The sequence below is a fragment of the Acinetobacter sp. YH12064 genome, assembly GCF_013419735.1.
GTDB lineage: Bacteria > Pseudomonadota > Gammaproteobacteria > Pseudomonadales > Moraxellaceae > Acinetobacter > Acinetobacter amyesii.
This window is the reverse complement of sequence record NZ_VOZP01000014.1, coordinates 64557-85929: the sequence shown is the minus strand read 5'-3', so window position 1 is coordinate 85929 and position 21373 is coordinate 64557. Positions and strand designations below refer to the sequence as shown.

The 21373-nt window shown below is 39.1% G+C and carries 18 protein-coding genes and 1 pseudogene; 9 read left to right on the top strand and 10 right to left on the bottom strand.

Annotated elements, in window-relative coordinates; all coding sequences use genetic code 11:
* The first annotated feature begins 23 nt into the window (after positions 1-23).
* Positions 24-1826, top strand: coding sequence for an acyl-CoA dehydrogenase C-terminal domain-containing protein (locus FTU13_RS14040; RefSeq protein ID WP_078194152.1), 1803 nt, complete (start codon positions 24-26; stop codon positions 1824-1826).
* A gap of 193 nt (positions 1827-2019) precedes the next feature.
* Positions 2020-3801, top strand: coding sequence for an acyl-CoA dehydrogenase C-terminal domain-containing protein (locus FTU13_RS14035; RefSeq protein WP_078194153.1), 1782 nt, complete (start codon positions 2020-2022; stop codon positions 3799-3801).
* A 113-nt stretch (positions 3802-3914) separates the two neighbouring features.
* Here the strand turns inward: FTU13_RS14035 and FTU13_RS14030 are convergent, their stop codons facing one another.
* Positions 3915-4460: a GNAT family N-acetyltransferase gene (locus tag FTU13_RS14030; RefSeq protein WP_180128605.1), complete on the bottom strand. Its 546-nt coding sequence runs from the start codon at positions 4458-4460 to the stop codon at positions 3915-3917.
* 14 nt (positions 4461-4474) lie between these two features.
* Positions 4475-5110, bottom strand: a pseudogene (locus tag FTU13_RS14025) (FMN-binding negative transcriptional regulator).
* Positions 5111-5280: 170 nt separating this feature from the next.
* Between FTU13_RS14025 and FTU13_RS14020 the strand changes: the two are divergent.
* Entirely contained in the window at positions 5281-5778 is a 498-nt protein-coding gene (locus FTU13_RS14020) for a phosphate-starvation-inducible protein PsiE (RefSeq protein ID WP_180128606.1), read from the top strand.
* Between the two features lie 68 nt (positions 5779-5846).
* Here the strand turns inward: FTU13_RS14020 and FTU13_RS14015 are convergent, their stop codons facing one another.
* Positions 5847-6311, bottom strand: coding sequence for an RcnB family protein (locus FTU13_RS14015; RefSeq protein ID WP_373423913.1), 465 nt, complete (start codon positions 6309-6311; stop codon positions 5847-5849).
* 183 nt (positions 6312-6494) lie between these two features.
* Here FTU13_RS14015 and FTU13_RS14010 point away from each other — a divergent pair, with 183 nt between their 5' ends.
* Complete coding sequence (locus FTU13_RS14010) at positions 6495-6953, top strand: hypothetical protein (RefSeq protein ID WP_180022420.1); 459 nt, start codon at positions 6495-6497, stop codon at positions 6951-6953.
* Positions 6954-7040: 87 nt separating this feature from the next.
* Here the strand turns inward: FTU13_RS14010 and FTU13_RS14005 are convergent, their stop codons facing one another.
* Both FTU13_RS14005 and znuD read right to left on the bottom strand, forming a co-directional pair.
* Positions 7041-8507 carry a phospholipase D family protein gene (locus FTU13_RS14005; RefSeq protein WP_180128607.1) on the bottom strand — a complete coding sequence of 489 codons (1467 nt, stop codon included), beginning with the start codon at positions 8505-8507 and terminating at the stop codon, positions 7041-7043.
* Positions 8508-8616: 109 nt separating this feature from the next.
* Positions 8617-10701 (bottom strand): zinc piracy TonB-dependent receptor ZnuD, encoded by a 2085-nt coding sequence (gene znuD / locus FTU13_RS14000; RefSeq protein ID WP_180128608.1) that lies wholly within the window; start codon positions 10699-10701, stop codon positions 8617-8619.
* A gap of 146 nt (positions 10702-10847) precedes the next feature.
* On the opposite strand from znuD, the gene FTU13_RS13995 reads away from it, so the two are divergent.
* The 4 genes from FTU13_RS13995 to FTU13_RS13980 all read left to right on the top strand — a co-directional run bounded on the left by FTU13_RS13995 (position 10848) and on the right by FTU13_RS13980 (position 15080).
* Positions 10848-11627, top strand: coding sequence for a DUF4184 family protein (locus tag FTU13_RS13995; RefSeq protein ID WP_180128609.1), 780 nt, complete (start codon positions 10848-10850; stop codon positions 11625-11627).
* A 160-nt stretch (positions 11628-11787) separates the two neighbouring features.
* Positions 11788-13572, top strand: coding sequence for an aspartate--tRNA ligase (gene aspS / locus FTU13_RS13990; RefSeq protein WP_180128611.1), 1785 nt, complete (start codon positions 11788-11790; stop codon positions 13570-13572).
* 294 nt (positions 13573-13866) lie between these two features.
* A complete protein-coding gene (locus FTU13_RS13985) occupies positions 13867-14733 on the top strand; it encodes a lysophospholipid acyltransferase family protein (protein WP_180128612.1) in 867 nt (288 codons plus the stop codon).
* A 125-nt stretch (positions 14734-14858) separates the two neighbouring features.
* Complete coding sequence (locus FTU13_RS13980) at positions 14859-15080, top strand: hypothetical protein (protein WP_180022426.1); 222 nt, start codon at positions 14859-14861, stop codon at positions 15078-15080.
* Between the two features lie 154 nt (positions 15081-15234).
* Here the strand turns inward: FTU13_RS13980 and FTU13_RS13975 are convergent, their stop codons facing one another.
* Positions 15235-15990 carry a glycosyltransferase family 25 protein gene (locus FTU13_RS13975; RefSeq protein WP_180024549.1) on the bottom strand — a complete coding sequence of 252 codons (756 nt, stop codon included), beginning with the start codon at positions 15988-15990 and terminating at the stop codon, positions 15235-15237.
* Between the two features lie 101 nt (positions 15991-16091).
* Here FTU13_RS13975 and FTU13_RS13970 point away from each other — a divergent pair, with 101 nt between their 5' ends.
* Entirely contained in the window at positions 16092-16976 is an 885-nt protein-coding gene (locus FTU13_RS13970; RefSeq protein WP_180024550.1) for a hypothetical protein, read from the top strand.
* 1 nt (position 16977) lies between these two features.
* Here the strand turns inward: FTU13_RS13970 and FTU13_RS13965 are convergent, their stop codons facing one another.
* The 4 genes from FTU13_RS13965 to FTU13_RS13950 all read right to left on the bottom strand — a co-directional run bounded on the left by FTU13_RS13965 (position 16978) and on the right by FTU13_RS13950 (position 21290).
* Positions 16978-17970, bottom strand: a complete 993-nt coding sequence (locus FTU13_RS13965) for a glycosyltransferase (RefSeq protein WP_180024551.1) — start codon at positions 17968-17970, stop codon at positions 16978-16980.
* A gap of 11 nt (positions 17971-17981) precedes the next feature.
* Positions 17982-18626, bottom strand: a complete 645-nt coding sequence (locus tag FTU13_RS13960) for a YrbL family protein (protein ID WP_180024552.1) — start codon at positions 18624-18626, stop codon at positions 17982-17984.
* Entirely contained in the window at positions 18610-19629 is a 1020-nt protein-coding gene (locus tag FTU13_RS13955) for a glycosyltransferase (protein ID WP_180024553.1), read from the bottom strand. Before FTU13_RS13955 ends, FTU13_RS13960 begins: the two co-directional genes overlap by 17 nt.
* Positions 19630-19811: 182 nt before the next feature.
* A complete protein-coding gene (locus FTU13_RS13950; protein WP_180128613.1) occupies positions 19812-21290 on the bottom strand; it encodes a phosphoethanolamine transferase in 1479 nt (492 codons plus the stop codon).
* Positions 21291-21373 lie beyond the last annotated feature (83 nt).

Below are 21373 nucleotides of genomic sequence, written 5' to 3'. Positions count from 1 at the left end.
AAACCAGTATTGAGGAAAACGATATGCCACAATACAAAGCGCCCTTACGTGATATGCAATTTGTTCTGCATGAACTTTTAAAAGCAGAAGATCACTATGCACAACTGCCTGCATTTTCAGACACCGTAAGCCGTGAGTTGGTTGACCAATATCTAGAAGCTGCTGCTGACTTCTGTGAAAATGAACTTTCTCCTCTTAACCAAGTCGGCGACCGTGAAGGTTGTACTTGGAATGATGGCGTTGTAACAACACCAACTGGTTTTAAAGAAGCGTATCAAAAATATATCGAACTCGGTTTCCCATCTTTATCTGCTGAAGAACAATACGGCGGTCAAGGCTTACCGGTTTCTTTAGGCAACATCATTTCAGAAATGGTGGGTACTTCGAACTGGGCATGGGGTATGTACCCTGGTCTATCTCATGGTGCTGTCCGCACATTAGAACATCACGGTTCTCAAGAACAAAAAGACACTTACCTGCCTAAACTTGTTTCAGGTGAATGGACTGGTACGATGTGCTTAACAGAATCTCATGCAGGTTCTGACTTAGGTATTATCCGCTCTAAAGCTGAACCACAAGCAGACGGTAGCTATGCAATTTCTGGCGAGAAAATCTTTATCTCTGCTGGTGAACACGACATGGCTGAAAATATCATCCATATCGTCCTTGCTCGTCTTCCAGGTGCACCAAAAGGCACGAAAGGTATTTCATTATTCATCGTACCTAAATTCAATGTAAATGCTGATGGCTCAATTGGTGAGCGCAATGCGGTACGTTGTGGTTCGATTGAACACAAAATGGGTATCCATGGTAACGCGACTTGTGTCATCAACTTTGATAACGCAAAAGGCTTCTTGATTGGCCCTGAAAACCGCGGTCTAAACTGCATGTTCACATTCATGAACACTGCACGTATCGGTACTGCTGTACAAGGTCTTTCAGCTTCTGAAGGTGCTTTCCAAGGTGCGCTTGCTTATGCAAAAGACCGTTTGGCAATGCGTTCACTTTCAGGCCCTAAAGCACCTGAAAAAGAAGCAGATCCAATTATCGTGCACCCTGCAGTACGCAACATGCTGCTTACGCAAAAATCATTTGCTGAAGCTGGTCGTGCTCTGGTTTACTTATTATCTTTCCATGCAGATATCGTGGAACAAGGTGCAACGGAAGAAGAACGTAAATTCTCTGACAACATTTTGTCTCTACTAACACCAATTGCTAAAGCATTCTTAACTGAAACAGGTTCTGAATCTGCAAAACACGGTGTTCAAGTATTTGGTGGCCACGGCTTCATTTCTGAACATGGTATGGAACAAATCGTACGTGATACACGTATCTCTTGCTTGTACGAAGGTACGACTGAAATTCAAGCAATTGACTTGTTAGGTCGTAAAGTATTGGGTACTCAAGGTGCAATGTTGAAAGACTTCACCAAGATCATCCATAAATTTGTTGAAGCTAACAAAGACAACGCTGCCATGAAAGAATTTGTTGAGCCGCTTGCTGCGCTAAACAAAGAATGGGGCGACTTAACCATGCAGATTGGTATGAAAGCAATGCAAAACCCTGAAGAAGTAGGTGCTGCTGCAGTCGATTACCTCTACTTCTCTGGTTATGTAACGCTTGCTTATTTATGGGCTCGCATGGCACTAGTTGCACAAGAAACTTTAGCTGCAGGAACAACAGATGTTGATTTCTACAATGCAAAAGTAACGACTGCTCGCTTCTACTTCAAGAAAATCTTACCACGCGTTCGCTCTCATGTAGAAGTGATTGCAGGTGGCCTAGATCCTCTTATGGCATTGGATGCAGAACACTTTGCATTCTAATGTGAATATATAAAACATATTCAAAAAATTGTACTCTTGAGTGCAGAAATAGAGAAAGGACGGTCATAGCATTGGCAGTCCTTTTTCTTTATAAATAGTCTCATAATTTTACTTTGGTCAATTTTCTCCACGCTTTATGTCGATACAAATTGCCCCAAGTCCACAGATTCAAACAATAAACAGGTGAACGAACATGCCAATTTATAATGCGCCGCTTGCAGATATGAAATTCATCTTAAATGATGTTTTTAAAGCAGAACAATTCTGGCAAAACAACGAAAATCTTGCTCACGTTGATGCTGCAACTGCAGAAGCCATTCTTGAAGAAATGGCAAAATTTGCGCAAAACGTCACTCATCCTTTAAACCGCACAGGTGATGAAGAAGGCGCAACCTATAGCAATGGCAATGTCACGACTCCTGCTGGTTTCAAAGAAGCATTTAAACAATATGCAGAAGGCGGCTGGATTGGTCTAGGCGCAGATGAAGAATGGGGCGGTCAAGGCATGCCGAAAATGCTGACTGTTCTGTCTGATGAAATGCTGTTTGCAACCAACCCATCATTCATGCTCTACCCGCTTCTTTCTGTTGGTGCAGGCATGGCGTTAAACAGCTATGCATCACAAGAGCAAAAAGAAACTTATTTGCCAAAAATGTATACAGGCGAATGGTCAGGCACGATGTGCTTAACTGAACCGCATGCAGGTACAGATTTAGGTATTATCAAAACTAAAGCTGAACGTAATGAAGACGGTACTTATAACATTACTGGTACGAAAATCTTCATCACTGGCGGTGACCATGACCTTTCTGAAAATATCATCCACTTAGTTTTAGCGAAAACGCCTGATGCGCCTGCGGGCTCACGCGGAATTTCACTATTCATCGTACCTAAATTCTTGGTGAATGCAGATGGTTCATTGGGAGAGCGTAATGCTGTAGGCCCTGGTTCTATTGAACATAAAATGGGGATCAAAGCGTCTGCAACATGTGTGATGAACTTTGATGGCGCGAAAGGCTACCTGGTTGGTAAAGAAAATGAAGGCCTTGCAGCGATGTTCGTCATGATGAACTACGAACGTCTGTCTATGGGTATTCAAGGCCTAGGTGCTTCTGAATTTGCTTATCAAAATGCAGCGCAATATGCGACTGATCGTTTACAAGGTCGCAGCGCTTCTGGCGTTCAATCGCCTGCAAAACCTGCAGACAGCATCTTAGTTCATGGTGATGTACGTCGTATGTTGCTGAACGCACGTGCCAACAATGAAGCGTCTCGTGCATTTGCGGTTTATGTCGGTCAACAACTGGACATTACCAAGTTCTCTACTGACCCAGAAGCAGTCAAAGCAGCCAATAACCGTGTTGCGCTATTAACACCGATTGCAAAAGCGTATTTAACTGATACAGCTTTCCAAGCAACGCTAGATGCCCAAATGGTCTTCGGTGGTCACGGCTTTATTCGTGAATGGGGTATGGAACAATGTATCCGTGACCTCCGTATTGCACAGATTTACGAAGGGACCAACGGTGTTCAATCGCAAGACTTAATTGGTCGTAAAACCATTAAGTGCAATGGTGAATTCATTGCTGAATATATCCAAGAAATCCGCGATTTTGCCAATAACTTAGATGCCAGCTTGAACTACATCAAAGATGCAACATTAGATGCAGCAGCTGAAGTTGAAGCAGTGACTCAATATGTACTTGAAGCTGCTCGTGAAAACATTGAGTTCCCGAACTCAGCAGCAGTTGATTACCTACATGCTGTAGGCCTACTCAGCTTTGCCTATATGTTTGCCCGCATTGCAGATGCAGCAAAAGACAAAGATGGCGAGTTCTACCAAAACAAACTTGCACTGACTCTTTACTTCACGCAGCGTATTTTGCCTGAATTGGCTTTACGCATTGCTAAAGTGAAAGCAGGTTCTGAAGTGATCATGAACTTCTCTGAAGATTACTTTACCAACCAAGCTTAATTAGCCGTACAAAATCAAAAATGCCCGATTTATCGGGCATTTTTTTTTATTTTACTGCTCTTATTACATAAACACTGAGTGCAACTTTTTCAAAAAATCATAAGCATACTTACTTATTCACAATCTCCTAATTCCATTCGATATGTAAAACAAGAATGGAGCTGATCGTCTAGCATTGGAAATGTAGCCCAATGCGTTTTATCTTTATCTTGTTTAAATCCTGCCTTCATTAAGACATTTTGTGATGCTAGATGTTCCTCAGCACAAAACGATGAAACAACCTTCGTGACCTGATTCTGCTTTAAATACTTAATTCCCCCAATTAAAGCCTCAGTCATATAACCACAACCATGAAAATTCACCCCTAACCCAAAATGTATTTCCCCACGGTTGTCTTGATTGAAGAAATACAGTAAGCCCATCGCTAAATGCGTATCCTTATCACTAATCACCCATGCAAAATCAGGATTGTGTATCGACCAACAATGATCTGCCCACTTTTCTAAAACACTCTTCGTCTGTTGAATCGTTAAATGTGGCAACCGCTGCAGATAACGAGTAGCTTCTATATTCGAAAAATATGTATCAAATAATGAAATTTCATCTCCTAACTGATACTTTCTCAGGCATAAACGTTCCGTTTCAATCCTATTGGGCATGATTCTTTAGCCTGTTATTTCATGGGATAAAATTTTTTGATCGACTCCGCCATTTCAGCATTCGACATTTCCAAAGCTTTTGCCACATTCATCGCATCTATAGTGCTGCGATTTTGACTCACTTTAAACTTACCCAAAATTGAGTCTATTTCGATTTCAATCGCTACAATTTTTTTCAGTTGTTCCGCAATAAAATCATTCGGTGCATCACCCATTTTCCATGGCACGGGTTGGCTAGTTTCATGTTGTCGAGTCAGCCGAGCCAAAACTCCTCGTAAATATTTTTCATCGTCAACTTTACGAATTGTGCCTTTGACATGTACCACGCGATAGTTCCATGTCGGCACAACGCGATGATGTTCCTGCTTTCCTTCATACCAGCTTGGCGAAATATATGCTTCGTCGGCATGAAAAATCACATAGGTTTGTGCTGACTGATTTAGCAATTCAAACATTGGATTGGCCTTGGCAATATGACCGCGCAATATGCCCAATTCGCCTGACTCAGCGTCATATTATTCTAGTGGTAAATGATTCACTTCCAACTCACCATTGGGTGCAGTCAGTATTACTGTCGCCAAAGCATACTTACGCATAAGATCAATCAGATCAGGCAGTTCATCATGTTTAAAATGCGTTGGTTGATACATCGTCGCTTCATTCTTATAGGACAAAATTTAAGCTCAAACTTAACATTAAAACCTTTATTGAACCTAAAAAATATTTTTGTCATATTCGCTTCATGTGCATGAAATTTGCTTGGTACTTAATGACTTGTTCTTCATTGAATATTCACGCAATTTACACAGGAGGAATATATATGACACACCGTGATCCCAAAGTAGAAAAAATCGAAGCCCTCCTCGACCGTTTTGGCAATCTTGCAGTGGAAGGTTTCCACTACATCGCTTTATTTGTGATTGGCTGTATGATCATTTGGTCTGCAGGCCATACTATTTTTGAAATTATTACGATTAAACAGTTCGCCACAATTGATGATATTTTGCTGTTATTTATCTATCTTGAACTGGGGGCCATGGTCGGAATTTACTTCAAGACCAACCATATGCCTGTACGCTTTTTAATTTATATTGCCATTACTGCCCTAACCCGCTTGCTCATTGCGGATATTCAACATGACCATAAAGCAGATATGGGCTTGGTCATTACCACAGGTTCGATCCTCATTCTTGCTGTGGCCATTTTGATTGTGCGCTATGCCTCTTGGACTTACCCTTCGGTTATTCGAGACAAGCATTCCGAAAAGCCACTGCCTGAAGGAAAAACCCCTCGCCCACAAGATGATGAATTGGCTTAAACACTAAATCGTTCCCTCTCCTTTTAGGAGATGAGTAGCACTGCTACGCAAGGGAGAGGTTATAAACCTTATCGATTAGGCACCAGCACATAGCGACCATTTTCAAAAATCCAGTACATGCCACTTGGGGGTGCAGGTAAACCTAAACGCTGCCAATCACTAATAAAGGTATAGGTCGAACTCGAAATATTAGCGCTGGCAGGATCGCCATTAACCCAACTATAGCTCTGCGAATTTTGAGTAATCGTGGTCGGCGCATTGTATTGAATACTAATGCCACTTTGTGGATACTGCGGATAAGGTCGATTTGGATATTGCGGATAAACCGGCGGGCGACTTGGATAATGAGGATAATGTTGAGGATAATTCGGCGCATGCTGCGGATAGCCAGGCCGATTCATCGACGGTGGGCGGTGTTGTGGTTTTGATGTATCCACACCTTGGTAGTTTGCCCATTTGTTTTCCGCAAAAGTACTGGCCGAAGCACTGATCAGCATCACACCTGCAATCGCATAGAATAATGTGGTTTTCACTTAAGCTCTCCTCGACGGTTTATACGCTCAGTATAAATTCCATTGTAGGAGAAAAAATGAATAAAAATCCATCAAGTGCAAGAATTTGTTAATTTTCCGACCAAGCTGATCGCACCTTCAGGCTAGCCTGTTTTTGATTGGATTATGCTAAGATTGATTTTATTTCGTAGTGGATCAAATGCTGTGTCTGAATTAAGTTTTGACCGACTTCATCAATTTTTTTCGAAAGTACCAAGTATCCAAGAAGCCTTAATCGACTCCTACGGCACCGATGGTAAAACTGCTTGGTGGTTTAAATTTCAAATTAATGTAGATCACCCTTTAGCATGGCAAACTGTTCAAGAATTGGGCCATGTATTGAACTATATTTCTAAAAATGAACGCTTACCGACTCAATTTTTACCGGTTTCTCCGCCACCATATATGAATGGCGAAGCAAAACAATTCTTGTCTTGGGTGATTCAATGTAACCACGCCGATTTTCCACCAGATGTCATCTGTGACTGGTTAGAAGCTCGTTTGCCACAACCAGTAGATGATGCCGATAAATGGAAAATCAAAACAGATATTAAAGAATTGGATCAAATGTCAGATAAAGATTTAGATCAAATCGTTCCGCCGAATCCTGTACCGAAGAATTAAAACTGATTAAATTCCTCCTAACCTCCCTTTAAAAAAGGGAGGAAAGTCCCTCTTTTCAAAAGAGGGATTTGGGAGATTAAGACAATTCTAAAAAGTAGATATTCCGCTCCATTCCATAAAGCGATACAACACATATTTCAAGGTCGATTCATCCGCATATTTACTATAATCGACACTCATTTGTTTACCATCCAGATTTGACCAAGCGGTATTAAAGTACTGTGATGCATCTTTAAAAACTTGAGCATTTTTCAGACCGATCACGCGTAAATCAGTTTCTAAATTATAATTTTTCAAGTTACGCGCCGTGAAATTGGCAGAACCTAAAATCATATCGGCTTGATAAGCAGTACGTTTTAAAATCATCTTGCTATGGCACTGCTCACCTTGGGTATTACACCAACGTACATCAATACCGGCATTATGTAGTTCTGAAGCAACAGGACGGTTTGGAATACCATTTTTGGTTCGACCAAAAGCATCTTTATTCGGATCGAGTAATACACGAACTTTCACGCCACGTTCATGCGCAGCTATGAGTGCTTTGATAATTCTACGTTCTGACAAGTAGAACATCGCAATATCAATTTCTGTACCCGCTTTTTGTGCCGTATTAATCATATCTAATACGCCATCATAAATGGCTTTTTCAGTCAGCACCTGTACTTGAGGCTCAGTTTTCGCAGCTTCAACATCTTTAATCACCACAAAAGGTATATTGCCTTTCGACATCATGCCGACTGCTTGCTCAGTTTTTAATAGGTCAACTGCAGTCATTCCCTTCATAGTCAGAGCAACATTCGAATGTCGTGAACTTCCATCGTGCGGGTTCATTGAGGTCACAAGACCTTTCCAGCCATCGATGGTATCTACCACCAAAGTTTTTCGGTGATTCGCTTTAAAGTTAAACAGATCCATATAACTTCGAATCGTCACTTTCTCGGTTCCCAATGGATTCGGTAACCAGCCTTGTTCAGGATTATTGCCAATATCTTGACAGCAGATATACCAAAAGCCTGACCATGCAGGATTGGAAGCACGAAGCGGTACCAAATTGGTTTCCATCAACTCAATGCCCCCTTGTCGTAATTGACGATAATGCTCGGGTTGAATGCCGCCATAGACCGAATTGACCGGGTCAGTAATCACAAAAATTTCCACTTGAGGAGATAGTCGACGCTTCAAAATCAGTGCATCGGTCAACTCCTGTGTTAATTGTTCATGTTTTAATTGAGAGTCACCAACTTGCGGATTAAAGAGAAACATATCCAACACAATGGTCGACTGTGCTTCTTCGATCATTTTCAGCATTTCTTTAAAAATGCGATGTTCCTGTTGCTGCTTTCCTTGCGCATCGATATAGGTTTCATCCACTAAAAAGTTCACTTCAGCATGGCGAAGTTTTCCCGTGTAGTTCAACCCTTCTGGGAGTGGCTTTAACGTATGATAGGTTGCCGATGCCAAATAACCTAAAACCAATAAACCAATGACCACACCCACATAGCGACGACGTGACCAATTGAGCTTGTGATGTATTCGTTGAATGATGCGCATAAGAAAAAACCTAGTCTAATGCGCTCAGACTAGGTTTTATTCATTGATTTTTCAAGAGGATTTCTGTGAGTTTACTTAGACTTACTTAGAGAAGTCTGTGCAAATTCAATTAGAAACCAAATTCAAGACCAACCGTAAAATTACGACCGACTTGTGGAATATTGGCAAGGAATGACGTATGAGAGTAAACATCTTCATCCAATAAATTATTGGCTTTGAAATAGACTCGATAATCATTTTGGTCTTTCAATTGACCACTATAGGCCACACCCAAATTCACCATGTTGTAGCCATCTGTTTCACGCTCAAATGCAGTAATTTTGTCTTGTTTGAATACATGTGAATATTCTGCAAGACCTGACCAACCATCGGCAAAGTCAACATCGACCTTGGTTCCTAAGCGCCCTGCAGGCACACGTGGCGCATTTTCACCATCAATTTTGCCGCGAACATAATCACCAAAGACACTGAGTTTATACATGTCATTTACTGCATAACCCACTTGAGCTTCCGCGCCATAGAACTTGGCTTTGTCTTGGGTGTAATCAACTAAGCGGAAGTTTTCAAAATTATCTTTGGTTGCAGCATAAATGTAGTTGTCATACCAGTTGTGATACACATGAACGTGATAATCCAACTGATCTTTTTCATAATGGAAACCTAATTCGAGATTATTGGATTTTTCAACATCTAGATTTTCATTTCCACGTTCATAGGTATTGGTCGCAAAGTGCTTACCGTTTGCATAGAGCTCTTGCGCCAATGGCAAACGCTCTTGATGAGAACCCACCAAGGACAATTTATAATTGGGTGCAAATTCCCAGCTCACTGCACCTGAGTAGGAAATACCATAATCGTCATAATCTTTTTGTTCTGAGTCAATCTCAATTTTTTGCTGATCTACACGGGCACCCAGCTCGACATGGAAATCGCCAAATTGTTTATGCTCTAAACCAAACACGCTCCATTTTTGCGTTTTGTTTGGGTTCATCAATGACTCTTCGCCACTGATATTGAGCTTTTGCTGATTGTATTGTGCGCCTATCACCCCTTCCCAATCCGCAATCGGGTTATGCACCAACTCTAAACGACCATCATAGCCCTGACTTTTAAAGGTTGTTGCCGCTGTATCGCCTTCAATTTCATCATGTTGATAATCGGTATAACTTGCATGTGCACGGATTTTTTGGAAGCCCGCAAACGGATTCGCAAGTTCGGTACGGAAATCATAGCGTTCTGACTTTAAGTCGACCCATGGGCCTGCGGCATCATGATCGTGATCATGTTCGTCATGGGCTGAATGATCATGCTCATCGGTATGCCCATGGTTGTCATGACCATCACAATGTAAATGATCATCATGTGGATGGCAGCTTTCATATTCATGACTATGCCCCGGCAAGCCATATTGGTCTTGACGGTTGCTATAAGACAGTCCAGCAAAACCACGATCATGAATCCATGACGCACCCACACTGACATTTTGCCCTTCTGCAAAGGTGTTGCCGACACGGCGTTCTTTTTCTAATTCGCCATCATGATCATGAAAATAATTGGGTACAATATAGTCATTGGCTTTACGTTTCGAGCCTTCTACACGGATGGCAAATTGCTCACCTAAAGCAGCCGTCACACCGGCACTCGCCAATTTTTCATCACTGCCTGAGTTATAACGAACCCCAACTTGCCCTTCATAACCTTTATCAGGAATAGAGGTAGGAATCTTTTGATCCGTCACGTTGACCAAACCGCCGACTGTTCCTGCCGCATATAACAGTGTTGATGGTCCACGGATCACTTCAATTTGTTTTGCCAAAATCGGATCTACCGTAACCGCATGGTCAGGAGATAAAGTCGAAACATCTGCTGTTTCAGATGCATGCTCCAACACTTTGACACGTGGCCCATCTTGCCCACGTATTACAGGTCGACTTGAGCCTGCACCAAACTGATTTGAATACACTCCAGGTTGTCCGGCAATGGCATCACCAATAGTGACTCCACCTTGTGCCAAATCTTTATGCTTAATAATGTTATCTGCAACCGCAAAATCTGCAGCACTTTGATTTAAAGGATGAACCTGAACATTAATCGCCTCTAAAGTTTGTACCTGTTGTTGCTGATCATCAGCATAAATATTGGGTGCAATCACTGCAAAAATTGAGATTGTGATTAAATTCTTATGAAAAGACATTTGGAGAGACTCAAATCTGGCTAATTTTGAATAATGTTATAATATAACATTTCATTACTTTTGCAATAAAAAACATTCTAATCTGCCCAAATCATATAGACTCACCGATACCACATTGTATTTATTCATATATTTATTTTAGTTCAATGCCTTTTACCATATCCCATGCTGTACTCGCACCGCCTATTTCCAAATTAAGCGGAAATCGCCTGCCTATTGCAGCACTCGCAATTGGTAGCATGGTGCCAGATTTATTCCGTTTATTTACTAATGCTGACTATGCAGGTTCACATCAATGGTCGGGGTTAATTGTTCCAAACTTAATCCTTGGTTTGCTGTTTTGTGTGCTGTGGTATGTGCTCTATCGCCCGATGTTATTTGCTTTTTTTGGTTTAAATAAGCCGCTGAATCTACAGAATTTCAATCACTGCTGTGGGTTTATGCTCAGTCTCATCCTCGCACTCATCATTGGAACTTCGACGCATATTGTTTGGGATGGCTTGACCCATGTTGACTTTCGTACCTTTGCATTTAAGGATCTATTGAGTCTACCGATTCAATTTTTTGGTCATTCATATCCCCTACATCGCGTGTTGCAAATTGGATTATCTGGCTTGGCACTCCCCGTTTTGGCATGGATGATTTATCGTCATCATCTTCACTATCGAAGTACTGCAAACGTCCCCACATCCATCAAAGTCTATGTATATGGTTTAGCGGCCCTGTCTTTAGCTGCGGGAATCGCTAGTTATTTTTATTTTGCTGACAGTATTTATTCAGATGCATTTGTGCATGACTTGTATGCCTATGTCGGCAAAGCCATTAATTATTTTTTCCGTGCATTTTTAGCCACGTTTAGCCTCGGTAGTCTGATATTTCTGATCTTAAGCAAGAGCACCAATATTTTTTCAACGTCATCGGCTTAAGCCCATCATTGACCGAAAATTTGCTGTAAATTTGGCTGTTTTAGCAATAAGTCCTTGTGACAAAACAGCCAAAAAGAGGCATAATCCCCTATTCGAATAAAAGCGGTACGCTGTTTACGTATTCGCTGACCTTAACCCATATAGTTGGATTTCTAACGCTATGATGCGAACTCATTACTGCGGTTCTTTAACCGAAGCTCAAATTGACCAAACCGTTACCTTATGCGGTTGGGTTCACCGTCGCCGTGACCACGGTGGTGTAATCTTCCTTGACATGCGTGACCGTGATGGTCTTGTTCAAGTGGTTATTGACCCAGATACTCCTGAAGCATTCGCAACTGCGGACAAAGCACGTTCAGAATTCGTATTAAAAATTACAGGCCGTGTACGTCGTCGTTACGCAGGTACTGAAAACGCGAATATGACTAGCGGTCAAATCGAAGTTCTTGGTAAAGAAATCGAAGTGCTTGCTGGTTCAGAAACTCCGCCATTCCCATTGAATGACGACAACACAAATATTTCTGAAGAAGTACGTTTGAAATATCGTTTCTTGGATATCCGTCGTCCAGAAATGTTAGATCGTCTTCGTTTCCGTTCTAAATTGACTAACCTAATTCGTAACTACTTCGAAGAAAATGGTTTCTTAGACGTGGAAACACCGATTTTGACTCGTGCGACTCCTGAAGGTGCGCGTGACTATTTAGTACCAAGTCGTGTTTCTAACGGTAGCTTCTACGCACTTCCACAATCTCCACAATTGTTCAAACAGTTGTTGATGGTGGGTGGTATTGATCGTTACTACCAAATCGCGAAATGTTTCCGTGATGAAGACTTACGTGCTGACCGTCAGCCTGAATTCACACAAATCGACGTTGAAACATCGTTCATGAGTGACGATGACATCATGGATTTAATGGAACGTTTAACGGTTAAGATGTTCAAAGAACTTCTAAACGTTGAATTCGACAAATTCCCTCGCATGACTTATGCAGACGCAATGCGTGACTATGCATCTGATAAACCTGACTTACGTATTCCTTTGAAACTTGTTGATGTTGCAGACATGATGCAAGACGTTGAGTTCAAAGTATTCGCAGGTCCTGCAAAAGATCCTAAAGGCCGTATTGTTGCGCTTCGCGTACCAGGTGCTGGCGCGCTTCCACGTAGCCAAATTGACGAATACACTAAATTCGTTGGCATTTATGGCGCGAAAGGCTTGGCTTACATCAAAGTCAACGAACTTGAAAAAGGTATTGAAGGTCTTCAATCTCCAATCGTTAAATTCATCGAGCCAATCGTGCTTGATCTATTGAAACGTGTTGGCGCTGAAAATGGCGATATCGTATTCTTTGGTGCGGACAAAGCGAAAATCGTAAATGATGCGATGGGTGCTTTACGTATTAAAGTCGGTCACGACATGAAACTTGCAACTTGCGAGTGGGCGCCACTTTGGGTTGTTGACTTCCCAATGTTCGAAGAAACTGATGACGGTAAATGGACGTCTGTTCACCACCCATTCACGCTGCCAAAATCAAGCGTTGAAGAAGTGAAGAACAACCCAGGTGCTGCACTTTCTGTTGCTTACGATATGGTATTGAACGGTACTGAAATCGGTGGTGGTTCACTTCGTATTTATAACCTAGAAATGCAAAAAGCGATCTTCGAAGCGCTTGGTATTTCTGAAGAAGAAGCAGAAGAGAAATTCAGCTTCTTGTTAAATGCGTTGAAATTCGGTGCGCCTCCTCACGGTGGTTTAGCATTCGGTCTTGACCGTTTAGTGATGTTGATGACTGGTGCATCGTCTATCCGTGACGTGATTGCATTCCCGAAAACTAAGACTGCGGAATGTCCTTTAACTCAAGCGCCTGCGCCCGTTGAAGCGAACCAATTACGTGACTTAGGTATTCGCTTACGTGAAAAACCAAAAGCTGAAGAATCTAAATAATCTTACATTTTAAGATTTAGATTTTAAGGTTCAAAAAACCCTGCGCTATGCAGGGTTTTTTTATGTCAACCTACAAAACATAAATTAAAGATTTGATTTACTTTGCTAATATCAAAACGCTTCAAGTACGTTATGATGTTTCACTACATCCTTTGAGCAATGGAAAGCTCAATTTTCCACTTCCAATTATTTTGTTTTTAGATTCAGATCTTTTTGTACTTTTCACTGAATAAGTCCGGTCTCTTGGCAAAATTTATTTTATCCCATGCTGTCAATTTTGAGACCTTGTGATTCATGTACTTTATATTCAAAATCATCGCGCTATTGCCACTTTGGCTGTTACAAAACTTGGCCTTGATGATCGCGTTTATTCTTAACCTGTTTAACTCATCAATCAAACGTATCACCAGCATCAATATTCAACTGGCCTACCCAGATATGTCAGCGACAGCGAAGAGACAGCTCGTCAGTCAAAGTATCCGCAGCCAATGCTTGACCTATATTGAATTTATTAAATGTTGGGGTATGCCACCAAGTTATAGCCTGAGCTTACTGAAAAATATTTATGGTGAAAATATCCTCACGGAAGCACTTGCGAATAAAAAAGGTGTCATTGTTGTGGTTCCGCATTTTGGCTGTTGGGAACTACTCAATGCATGGCTGAACTTGTATACAGAACCGATGATTATGTATAAACCGAATAAAAATAAAGGGATCAATCGGTATCTGTTAGAAGCACGAGAGAAGTTCAATGCAACCTTAGTCCCAACAGATGAAACAGGGATCCGTGCCATTTTTAAACATTTAAAACAAGGCGGCCTAACGGTGATTTTACCAGACCATTTACCAAAGCCTTCAGGCGGCATTTATTCCAATTTTTTTGGGCAAAATACTTTATCGATCACACTTGTTTCAAAGCTTGCTGCAAAAACCCAATGCAATATCATCGGCTTAAGTTGTATCCGACAACCTAACCTACAGTACTTTGATGTGCATTGCCAAACCTTATCAGACGAGATTTTATCTAAAGACTTACAATCCTCTGTCGACGCATTGAACATCGCGATGCAAGACACCATTAACCAAGCACCAGAACAGTATATCTGGTCTTATAAACGCTTTCGGGTCTGCTTTGGCAATATCAATATGTACCGCAAATAAAGGTGATCTAAGAACTTCTCAACCTTTAGAGTTGTGTTCCACAGGCTTGGATTAATCTTATTGAATTGAGATCGATTATCGACAGTGGCATAATAGCCTCAATTTCCACTTTAAGTGATTCTCCTATGGCTATGCGTCCTGAAGTCCGTCGTCGTGCAATCGTGTTGATTGTTTTTTCTGTCGTACAATGGTTGTTCATGCGCTACATTTTAGCCAATGAATTATTCAACTTAACCACCTATAACCGAATCGTTTTATTCTGTGTCAGCAGCCTTGCAGGTGCATTATTAATCTTTGTCGGTTTGATTTATATGGTGTTGAAAGGTAATGCGGAAAAGGACTCTTAAAACACTCTAAAGTCTCTTTTATAAAATTAAATAGTTTAGAAATTTTATAAACTGTTAACTAAAAATTTGACCTACTTTATATTTACATGAAATTTTATTTAGAAATAAAGTAGGATATAATTTTATAAAAACAGAATAAATTATTCGTATTCAATTATTTATACTTACTTAAGAATATTTTCATAATTTTCTTTTTATATTTATTTATATATCTTTTTTTCTTACGTATTGTTAATTGTATTTGCTGTCTTTCTTTTTGCAAGTGACTATCTTTATCTACATCTAATATAGGAGGATGTTCAAAAAGATAAGATGCATAAAAATTTACTTGAGGGTATTCAACAATTAAGTCTGCCCATTGATCAGAGAGGTTCGGTGATTCATGATATTTAACTAAAACTTCTGCCATTGCTCTATCTATAACATAAGCATATGCGGACGCCATATTTTCAATAAAAAAAGGATGAATCTTCAATATATTGCGCCCAAATATTTTTTGCTCAATAAATCTACCATAGACATTTTTAGAACAACTGAGCTGAATACCACCTAAACTAAGAAAAAATGTAGATTTTAAGCTCAATTTTTTTATATGTGAATAAAACTCATCAAAATCAATCTCACTTAATAGTGAAATTGCATCATCTTCAAATACAAATGCCAATTTAGCATCTGTATCTAAAAAGTCTTGATAAGCTTTTAAATGAGAAAGTGTACAACCTAATTCACCTGGCGTTAAAGGTCTGGTTTTTCCTAATACCCCCAAATGAAAATACTCATCAACTGTTAATTTTTTACCAGCAACGCCAATTTTATTAAATGAACTTGAATTTCTAAATATTCTTTGCTGAAAAAAGCCCACTAGTCGTTCACTATTTTCTTTCTCAATAGAAATCACATATTTTTTCATGAACTGTTTCAAAATAAATGCTAAATTTATAGCTAAATCATATCATTTGTCTGTTTAATTATTCAATTGTTCGAGAATCTTAATTAAAAATAGAGTTATATATGCGGTTTATTGTAAAAAAATGGTTTTCATTTCTACAAAAAAAAAGAGAGTTAAAATTTAACTCTAGATGGTATCTCCGCTTTGGCAAACTACACCAGCCTTTTAAACCACAGCAAATTCCATCCTTACATGAAATTCATGCACCAGAAGGGCACGTTTATGCCGATCCATTTATCGTAGAAGAAAATGGACGTACATATATTTTTATTGAAGAAATTTCACCTGAGCATCCTGTTGGTTATTTATCTGTCATGGAAGTTTTTCAGGATGGTCAATACAGTCCACCTATTCCAATTATTCAATGTTCTTATCATCTCTCTTATCCCTGTGTATTCAAACACGAAGATACGTGGTATATGATTCCTGAAAGTGCAGCCAATAAAAGTATCGAGTTATGGAAATGTACAAATTTTCCATTTTCATGGGAATTTGATCGCATATTAGTAAATGATGTAAACGCTGCGGATACTACCCCTTATTATCAAAATGGAATGTGGTATCTATTTACTGCAATCAAAAATAAATATTCAAAAAAGTATGGCAATGAACTCCATATTTTTTATAGTGACCATCTACTGAGCAGCGATTGGAAATCACATCCCCAAAACCCTGTTAAAAAAGGAATTGTGCAATATCGCCCAGGGGGTCACTTGACCACAATTAATGATAAGTTAGTCCGTCCATCACAGGATTCTCTCAAGCGCTATGGTGGGAGTTTAGACCTCAACGAGATTACCAAACTTTCCCCAGAGCACTATGAAGAAAAATTTTGGATAAAATTAGATAGTGAATGGCATCCAAATGATAATGGCTGTCATACCTTTAATATTTTTAACCAGCATATGGTGATAGACGCAATTCGTGAAACGCCTAAAGATTTGTAACTTAGTTTCGATACAGATTTTCAGTTTGTGCCAACATTGACTCAAATTTTAGGTTCTGTTCTGCTTTTATAAATGCTTTCTCAAATAGAGGAAGCATTTGTGCTTTTGGTTTTAACGCGATAGAAATTAAACTCGCCATCTGTTCAACAGAGTCCGGTTCACATATAAACTGCTCATCAATAAAGTCGGCAACCATTCCCACATTAGAAGATAACACCGGTGTATGACTCAATAATGCTTCGGCCAGTGTAATCGGCCCCCCTTCTTTCAAAGAAGAAATCACTAAACAGTCTGCTTGCGTTAATAGCTTTGGAATGTCTGAACGAAAACCCAGTAATTTCACGCGGTCATTTAAATTAAGCTGAGCAATTTGAGTTTTTAAAACTTGATATTGAGTTCCGTCCCCCACTATCCATAGTTCGCTATTGATGTTTCTCCATGCTTCAATCAGGATATGAAACCCTTTGACCTTTTCTAAACGTCCAATCGCTAAAGCAATAATAGGCTTATTTTTCTTTATAACTATATCTTTGACTGGGCTAAGGAGTTGATTCCCGCCATTCCAAATCACTTGAACCGACTGTGAAGCAGGAAACTCCTCTTTAATTTTTCCACTTACAGCAATGATCTGATCAAAGGCCATAAAAGGTTTTAAATTGCTCTTCATACCATGCACGGTCACAATTTTTTTACATGAAAATTGCTTCAGCCAAGGGGCTAAAATGCTTGCTGCTTTACTTGCCTGCACATGCAAAATATCGGGTTGCAGCTGTTTTATTTTTTTAACTAACTCATAAATAAGAAATGGATTCCATCGGCTTCTTGAAAAATCAACAGCGTGCAATGTGATATTCGAACTGAGCTTTTGCTGATAAGATTGATCTGCAATTAAATGAACTTCATGATGTTGTGCTAATCCATGACATAAATCCAGGGTATGTTTTTCAAGCCCCCCCATACCACCACTTGTTGCCATAACTTGTACAATTTTCATGGTTACCCCGACTACATAGTTTTTCGTATTAACTGTTTAAGACGCTCTGCACGACGACGAATTTTCTTATGCATCAATACTCTAGACCAGTAAGATAATGGAATAATTTCTTTGCTCTTGAATGTGGATTTCACATCAATACACTTTAATCGAATGCCTTCATGATGGTGTTGGACAACTAAATTACCCGAATTTAAGTCAAACAGAGGAATATTATATTGAATCAGCCAATCGGTTAATTGATCTATCGATTGAGATACGCCATCTATATTTAAAGGCATTTTATGCTTTAAATAATGATGTAGGCTCAAAGAAATTTCCCCGTGTTCATCTCGAATTAATTCACAACTTAAAATCAGTTGATCTTCAATAACCTCCAGTTTTAAACACGCTGCAATAAATCTATTTAATTCTTTCTGATCAATGCGAGCTTGTAAACGTTGATAAGCGCACCATTCAATATAATTTTCATTAAACCGATAAAACTGAGTACTTAAAAAACGCTGTAGCTTTTGACGCCAATTTTTAATTTGACGGCGTTCTTTAGGCAAATCTATTTTCAAACATATCTTGGGGTCAGATGGAGAAACGACACAATAACGATTTGCACCTTCGCCCAGATAATGTGCAGATTCCAACTCAGCAATTGAAAACATGTGCCTTCCATTCATAGTCTTCAGTATAAGGCTGCTTAAAAATTGTCTCTAACATAAACTTTGTTACGCGTTTAGAGTTATAACTAGAATGTGTCCGGCTCCAACCTGCTTTTGCAACTTCTTGAGCTTCTGCCGGATGATGTGCAAAATAATTGATTTGATCTGCCAATTCATCAACATGACTAAAGTAGACCACTTCTTTATCCGAAAATAAAGTTTCAAATCCTGGAATACGAGGTGTAAAGGTCAACAGACCATTACCTGTAAGTTGCGTGATACGGTCTGAAGTATATAAGTCTAATGAATTAGCCCGTGAATAATTTAATCCCATACGAGACTGACTGAGGACTTTAAAATAGCCCGCCCCAAAAACCTTTGGATCTTGGTCAAATCCACAATAACGCGCCGGAATATGTTTAATTTTCGCTTGCAAACTACGGATAAACTTGGTTCGCTCTTGATCAGATGATGAACCGCAGAATACCAGTTCATTTTCAAATTCATTTTTTTCAAAATTTTTTAGGCTATCGATAGTATCTAGACTCATATTTGGCATATAAGCCACCGTATTTCCATGACCCAACGTTTTGAGGAGTTCACCACTTGTTGTCACAAAAATAGTATCTAAATATGGCGACCATTCTTTAATAAAATTCGCTTTCTTATCCACACAAATCCAGTCTACATACCAAAATGCAATTTTAGTTTGTGGATAAACTGATTTGATTGTTTTTAATGTTTCACTGCTTAATAAAGAAGAATGTCCAATTAAAATTAAATCCGGCTCAAAGTTTTCAACAATTTTTATAACTTCTTCATTCGCCCACTTTTTGCCAACTTTTTTCGTTCTCCATACTGTTCCATAGTACGCCATATCATGAAAAGAGAAATCATAAACATGATGACCATTTAAAACCAAACCTGCCGAGATTTTTCGATCAGTATTGTAGAATTCTGCACCTGACTTTTTAAACGCAAAGTTATTAATATGTAATATTTTCATAAATTAACTCAGTAATGATCTACCTGCATCGAACAACAGATTTCTAAAACTTATCAGCAATAAAAAAACCTAGACTATCTTACAAAAAAAACTTTCAAACTTTAATAAAAATTTATGTGTATTTTTCCTGCAGCCTAAACAGTAAAATTTTAATTTTATTGATTTTTATATTTAATTATGAATCATCTCATTTCACTCTCATCTAACTCTTGATAAGAAACATACGCATCCCAATCAAAAACGGTGACATTTTGATTGTCTTCGATATTCGCCAACGATTTTTTAGGATCTAATAATGGTGTTTTCACCCCCAATAAATCTGCATAAATATGCATATAATCATAGGCACTCACAGTCTTGTTATAGTGGTTTTTTGCCTGTGCATCGCTACGTAATACAAAAAACGGAACTTGATAATTATCTTTATAATCATTATCAATGTGATATGAATCTTCATCTACGGTCATACCATGATCTGAAAAATAGGTCACACTGAAACTACGCTGATCAGCATTCAAAGTGGTATATATCTGTTCTATAAAGTGATCCAACTTATTGATCGAAGATAAATAACAATTAATCGTTTCAGGTTTATTCGCATACATACGTGGTGCATTAAACAGACGTTCACAAGCATCCGGATGTGAGCCCATCATATGAATAAAAATTACATTTTTTTGATTGGCATATTTTTTTAACTGGGCCTGTAATATTTCGACCATTTTGTCGTCATCAATATTACTCGACATATAGTTACCACTTTTCAGGAAGAACTGATGATCGGCATGAATGGCAATTTTAGAAATCGCCGTATCATTTTTCCCCATAAATCCCTGATTTGAAATCCAAATGGTGTTATAGCCCGCTTGTTTTGCTAGCGTCACAACATTTTTTGCAATCTGCGGTTCACGATTTTGATCAACCAGAGTCAGCGTTCGAGTCAGACTAGTTACTGTATTCGGTGCAGTTGCGATGTAATGATCTACAACATCTAGTGGCATCTCATTTAAAAAAGGTGTGGTATCGTCTTTCGAACCGTAGAGTGATAAATGATCTCGCTGAACACTCTCACCAATGATAATCACTTGATTGTCATAGCTAGCATTCACCTGCTGAATTTCCCAATCGATATCTTGCAAATTATCTTCAAGGAGTTTGGCCTCTTCTTGTTTATATTTAACCGTCGCCATTGCAGTTTGAATACCAAACACACTAACGCCGTTAGCAATAAAGATAAGTGTCAAAATCAGCTTGGGATAATTTCCCTGATTAGATTGATTAAAAAATAAAATATAAAAACAAAGGCTTAAGAAAATAACAAAGGCAAAAACAATATATTTAGGATCGACTACAGATAAAAACTCAAAGGCTTCATTGGTATTACTTTGAAACATCGATGCCACGATTCCCAAAGACATATGCCCTTGTAAGAACCCTGTCCCACTTGCAATATACAGGCTAATGACAAAAAATAGCGCAAGGAAAATGTACTTAAAAATAGAACTATGTAGTTGTTTTACTGCAATGAAAAAAAACGTACTTGAAAGAACCAAAACAATGAATAAAGGAGCATCTTTGATTTCAGATAAATAGTCCCAAAAACCTAAGCCAACACAAAACCCAATTGAAAGCAAAAACGGAAACAAATAGGTTTTTAGCATTGACCGGACAACCCTGTAATATTATTCAAACATTTCCAAGATAGACTGAAATGTTGGTAGAAATTTTTCGTCGGGTATTATCT